The sequence below is a fragment of the Methylophilus sp. DMC14 genome, from assembly GCF_056314085.1.
This window is the reverse complement of sequence record NZ_JBQUZA010000010.1, coordinates 1-5440: the sequence shown is the minus strand read 5'-3', so window position 1 is coordinate 5440 and position 5440 is coordinate 1. Positions and strand designations below refer to the sequence as shown.

Here is a 5440-nt window from a genome sequence, read left to right as displayed (position 1 = left end):
TAGCCTGCTTTAACAAATTGGAAGAAGTAAAGGATTTAAGCTCGCAGGCTTAAGTATTTCAATGGGATTAGGGTATGAAACAACTTGTGTTTCTTATTTCTAGATGATTGCCAAATCATATTGCTTTGAACTACACCTGGCTTAGATTTTAGTCTAAGTTTTAAGGTTATAGGATCAAGCCTCACGAGCAATTAGTATCAGTTAGCTTAATGCATTACTGCACTTCCACACCTGACCTATCAACGTCCTGGTCTTGAACGACTCTTTAGCTGGCTTAAAGCCAGAGGCAAGTCTCATCTCGAGGCGAGTTTCACGCTTAGATGCTTTCAGCGTTTATCTCTTCCGCACTTAGCTACCCAGCTATACCATTGGCATGATAACTGGTCCACCAGAGGTGCGTCCACTCCGGTCCTCTCGTACTAGGAGCAGGTCCCCTCAAACTTGCAGCGCCCACGGCAGATAGGGACCAAACTGTCTCACGACGTTTTAAACCCAGCTCACGTACCACTTTAAATGGCGAACAGCCATACCCTTGGGACCGGCTACAGCCCCAGGATGTGATGAGCCGACATCGAGGTGCCAAACTCCCCCGTCGATATGAACTCTTGGGAGGAATCAGCCTGTTATCCCCAGAGTACCTTTTATCCGTTGAGCGATGGCCCTTCCATACAGAACCACCGGATCACTATGACCTGCTTTCGCACCTGCTCGACCTGTCCGTCTCGCAGTCAAGCAACCTTTTGCCATTGCACTATCAGTACGATTTCCGACCGTACCTAGGTTACCTTCGCACTCCTCCGTTACTCTTTGGGAGGAGACCGCCCCAGTCAAACTGCCTACCATACACGGTCCCCAGTCCGGATTACGGACCTAGGTTAGAACCTCAACAACATCAGGGTGGTATTTCAAGGATGACTCCACGATATCTGGCGACACCGCTTCATAGTCTCCCACCTATCCTACACAAATCTTGTCAAAGTCCAATGTAAAGCTGCAGTAAAGGTTCATGGGGTCTTTCCGTCTAGCCGCGGGGAGATTGCATCTTCACAAACATTTCAACTTCGCTGAGTCCCGAGAGGAGACAGTGTGGCCATCGTTACGCCATTCGTGCGGGTCGGAACTTACCCGACAAGGAATTTCGCTACCTTAGGACCGTTATAGTTACGGCCGCCGTTTACTGGGACTTCAATCAAGAGCTTGCACCCCATCATTTAATCTTCCAGCACCGGGCAGGCGTCACACCCTATACGTCCACTTTCGTGTTTGCAGAGTGCTGTGTTTTTATTAAACAGTCGCAGCCACCTTTTCACTGCAACCCCATCACGCTTCTAGAGCAAGTCTATACACGTTACCGGGGCGCACCTTCTCCCGAAGTTACGGTGCTAATTTGCCGAGTTCCTTCTCCCGGGTTCTCTCAAGCGCCTTAGAATTCTCATCCTGCCCACCTGTGTCGGTTTGCGGTACGGTCTTATACAACTGAAGCTTAGTGGCTTTTCTTGGAAGCATGGTATCAATCACTTCGTCTGCAAGCAGACTCGTTATCACGTCTCAGTCTTAGCTCTCCGGATTTGCCTAAAGAACCAACCTACACGCTTGAACCGGGACATCCAACACCCGGCTGACCTAACCTTCTCCGTCCCCACATCGCATTGTATATAGGTACAGGAATATTAACCTGTTTCCCATCAGCTACGCATCTCTGCCTCACCTTAGGGGCCGACTCACCCTGCGCCGATGAACGTTGCGCAGGAAACCTTGGGCTTTCGGCGAGGGAGCTTTTCACTCCCTTTATCGCTACTCATGTCAGCATTCGCACTTCTGATACCTCCAGCATACCTCACAGTACACCTTCGCAGGCCTACAGAACGCTCTCCTACCATACTAGTAAACTAGTATCCGCAGCTTCGGTTACGTGCTTAGCCCCGTTACATCTTCCGCGCAGGACGACTCGACCAGTGAGCTATTACGCTTTCTTTAAATGATGGCTGCTTCTAAGCCAACATCCTGGCTGTCTATGCCTTCCCACTTCGTTTTCCACTTAGCACGTCATTTGGGACCTTAGCTGGCGGTCTGGGTTGTTTCCCTCTTGTCCACGGACGTTAGCACCCATGGACTGTCTCCCGTAATTGAACTTCTCAGTATTCGGAGTTTGCAATGGTTTGGTAAGTTCTTATGAACCCCCTAGCCATAACAGTGCTCTACCCCCGAGAGTTATATACGAGGCACTACCTAAATAGTTTTCGGAGAGAACCAGCTATCTCCAAGTTTGTTTAGCCTTTCACCCCTATCCACAGCTCATCCCCAAATTTTTCAACATTTGTGGGTTCGGACCTCCAGTACCTGTTACGGCACCTTCATCCTGGCCATGGATAGATCACTTGGTTTCGGGTCTACACCCAGCGACTAATTCGCCCTATTCGGACTCGATTTCTCTACGCCTCCCCTATCGGTTAAGCTTGCCACTGAATGTAAGTCGCTGACCCATTATACAAAAGGTACGCAGTCACCCCTTACGAGGCTCCCACTGTTTGTATGCATACGGTTTCAGGATCTATTTCACTCCCCTCCCGGGGTTCTTTTCGCCTTTCCCTCACGGTACTGGTTCACTATCGGTCGATATCGAGTATTTAGCCTTGGAGGATGGTCCCCCCATGTTCAGACAGGGTTTCTCGTGCCCCGCCCTACTTGTCGTTACCCTAGTTCCACAAACGGGATTTCGTATACGGGACTATCACCCACTACGGTCGGACTTTCCATTCCGTTCTACTATCGCGTCTGCTAAAAGTAACAGGCTGTTCCATGTTCGCTCGCCACTACTTACGGAATCTCGGTTGATTTCTTTTCCTCTGGGTACTTAGATGTTTCAGTTCTCCAGGTTCGCTTTACTCTTCCTATATATTCAGAAGAGAATGACCTTACGGCCGGGTTTCCCCATTCGGACATCTCCGGATCAAAGCTTATTTGCCAGCTCCCCGAAGCTTTTCGCAGGCTATCACGTCCTTCATCGCCTGATATCGCCAAGGCATCCACCATATGCACTTATTCACTTGACCCTATAACGTTAAAACCTAAACCCTTTTAAATCTAGATTTCGTCGTGCATGAGACACGCGTTACAGGTAATTCTAAAGCACTATCAAACCTCGTTAGATTTGCTTAAATTATTGATTACTCAACAATCCAAACGTCTCAACTTGCGTTTAATATATTTATGATTTTGCAATCAATCGATATTATTTCCGGTTAAAAAATAATATCGCCCATTGAATATAAGTTGTCATCACACAACCTATATTCCTTTACTTCTTCCATTTTGTTAAAGAGCAGTCTTAGTTTTTTAAACTAACGTTTAAAAACCAGAAGCAATCATTTAATCAAACATCAATTAATAACGCTTGCTTCTAATCTCTAAACCGCAACAAAGACACCAAGTCGTTGGTGGAGGATGACGGGATCGAACCGACGACCCCCTGCTTGCAAAGCAGGTGCTCTCCCAGCTGAGCTAATCCCCCAATATTCGGTGGTGGGTCTGGTTGGGCTCGAACCAACGACCCCCGCCTTATCAAGACGGTGCTCTAACCAGCTGAGCTACAGACCCTAAGGCGGTTTGCCTAAATCTTTGTTGCTGCTTATTTTTAAGATGACCGATAAGAGTGAATGCTTGTAGACAGGTGATCTTCTCTAGAAAGGAGGTGATCCAGCCGCACCTTCCGATACGGCTACCTTGTTACGACTTCACCCCAGTCATGAATACTACCGTGGTAATCGTCCCCCTTGCGGTTAGACTAACTACTTCTGGTAAAACCCACTCCCATGGTGTGACGGGCGGTGTGTACAAGGCCCGGGAACGTATTCACCGCGACATGCTGATCCGCGATTACTAGCGATTCCGACTTCATGCTCTCGAGTTGCAGAGAACAATCCGGACTACGATCGGCTTTCTGAGATTAGCTCCCCCTCGCGGGTTGGCAACTCTCTGTACCGACCATTGTATTACGTGTGAAGCCCTGGCCATAAGGGCCATGAGGACTTGACGTCATCCCCACCTTCCTCCGGTTTGTCACCGGCAGTCCCATTAAAGTGCCCAACTAAATGATGGCAATTAATGGCAAGGGTTGCGCTCGTTGCGGGACTTAACCCAACATCTCACGACACGAGCTGACGACAGCCATGCAGCACCTGTGTCCACTTTCCCTTACGGGCACCTAATGCATCTCTGCTTCGTTAGTGGCATGTCAAGGCCAGGTAAGGTTTTTCGCGTTGCATCGAATTAATCCACATAATCCACCGCTTGTGCGGGCCCCCGTCAATTCCTTTGAGTTTTAATCTTGCGACCGTACTCCCCAGGCGGTCTACTTCACGCGTTAGCTGCGTTACTCATGGATTTTACTCCACCAACAACTAGTAGACATCGTTTAGGGCGTGGACTACCAGGGTATCTAATCCTGTTTGCTCCCCACGCTTTCGTGCATGAGCGTCAATATTATCCCAGGGGGCTGCCTTCGCCATTGGTATTCCTCCACATCTCTACGCATTTCACTGCTACACGTGGAATTCTACCCCCCTCTGACATATTCTAGTCTTGTAGTTTCAAACGCAGTTCCCAAGTTGAGCTCGGGGATTTCACATCTGACTTACAAAACCGCCTGCGCACGCTTTACGCCCAGTAATTCCGATTAACGCTCGCACCCTACGTATTACCGCGGCTGCTGGCACGTAGTTAGCCGGTGCTTCTTATCAAGGTACCGTCAGCCTCACACTTTATTAGAATGTAAGTTTTCTTCCCTTGCGAAAGAGCTTTACAACCCGAAGGCCTTCTTCACTCACGCGGAATGGCTGGATCAGGCTTGCGCCCATTGTCCAAAATTCCCCACTGCTGCCTCCCGTAGGAGTCTGGACCGTGTCTCAGTTCCAGTGTGGCTGGTCGTCCTCTCAGACCAGCTACTGATCGTCGCCTTGGTAGGCCATTACCCCACCAACTAGCTAATCAGATATCGGCCGCTCTTATAACGTAAGGTCCGAAGATCCCCTACTTTCCCCCTCAGGGCGTATGCGGTATTAGCTAATCTTTCGACTAGTTATCCCCCATTACAAGGTACGTTCCGATATATTACTCACCCGTTCGCCACTAATCCCCTTAGCAAGCTAAGGTTCATCGTTCGACTTGCATGTGTAAAGCATTCCGCCAGCGTTCAATCTGAGCCAGGATCAAACTCTTCAGTTTAATTCCTAACTATTACTTTTTACCTCAATTAAGAGGCGGTATTCGATTTCGCTATATCTCAAATTCATTTCAAGGTATGTGTGTAAACTACACTGTACATACTTGTCATAAATCTAAGCGTAAGCATTTGTATTTTCTGAGTTTTACGCATCAAATGCGTTCACACCCAACTACAAACACCCACACTTATCAGTCATCCTAATTTTTAAAGAACAGT

Annotated in this window: 2 tRNA genes and 2 rRNA genes; all 4 read right to left on the bottom strand. The window is 48.4% G+C overall.

The window, feature by feature from the left end:
* Positions 1–170 precede the first annotated feature (170 nt).
* The 4 genes from ACT53C_RS14255 to ACT53C_RS14240 all read right to left on the bottom strand — a co-directional run bounded on the left by ACT53C_RS14255 (position 171) and on the right by ACT53C_RS14240 (position 5223).
* A 23S ribosomal RNA gene (locus ACT53C_RS14255) occupies positions 171–3053 on the bottom strand.
* A gap of 382 nt (positions 3054–3435) precedes the next feature.
* Positions 3436–3511 (bottom strand) — tRNA-Ala (locus tag ACT53C_RS14250).
* A 9-nt stretch (positions 3512–3520) separates the two neighbouring features.
* Positions 3521–3597: transfer RNA gene (locus ACT53C_RS14245), tRNA-Ile, on the bottom strand.
* Positions 3598–3684: 87 nt separating this feature from the next.
* Positions 3685–5223 (bottom strand): 16S ribosomal RNA (locus tag ACT53C_RS14240).
* Together the 16S and 23S rRNA genes with 2 tRNA genes alongside form the textbook arrangement of a ribosomal RNA operon.
* Positions 5224–5440: the final 217 nt, after the last annotated feature.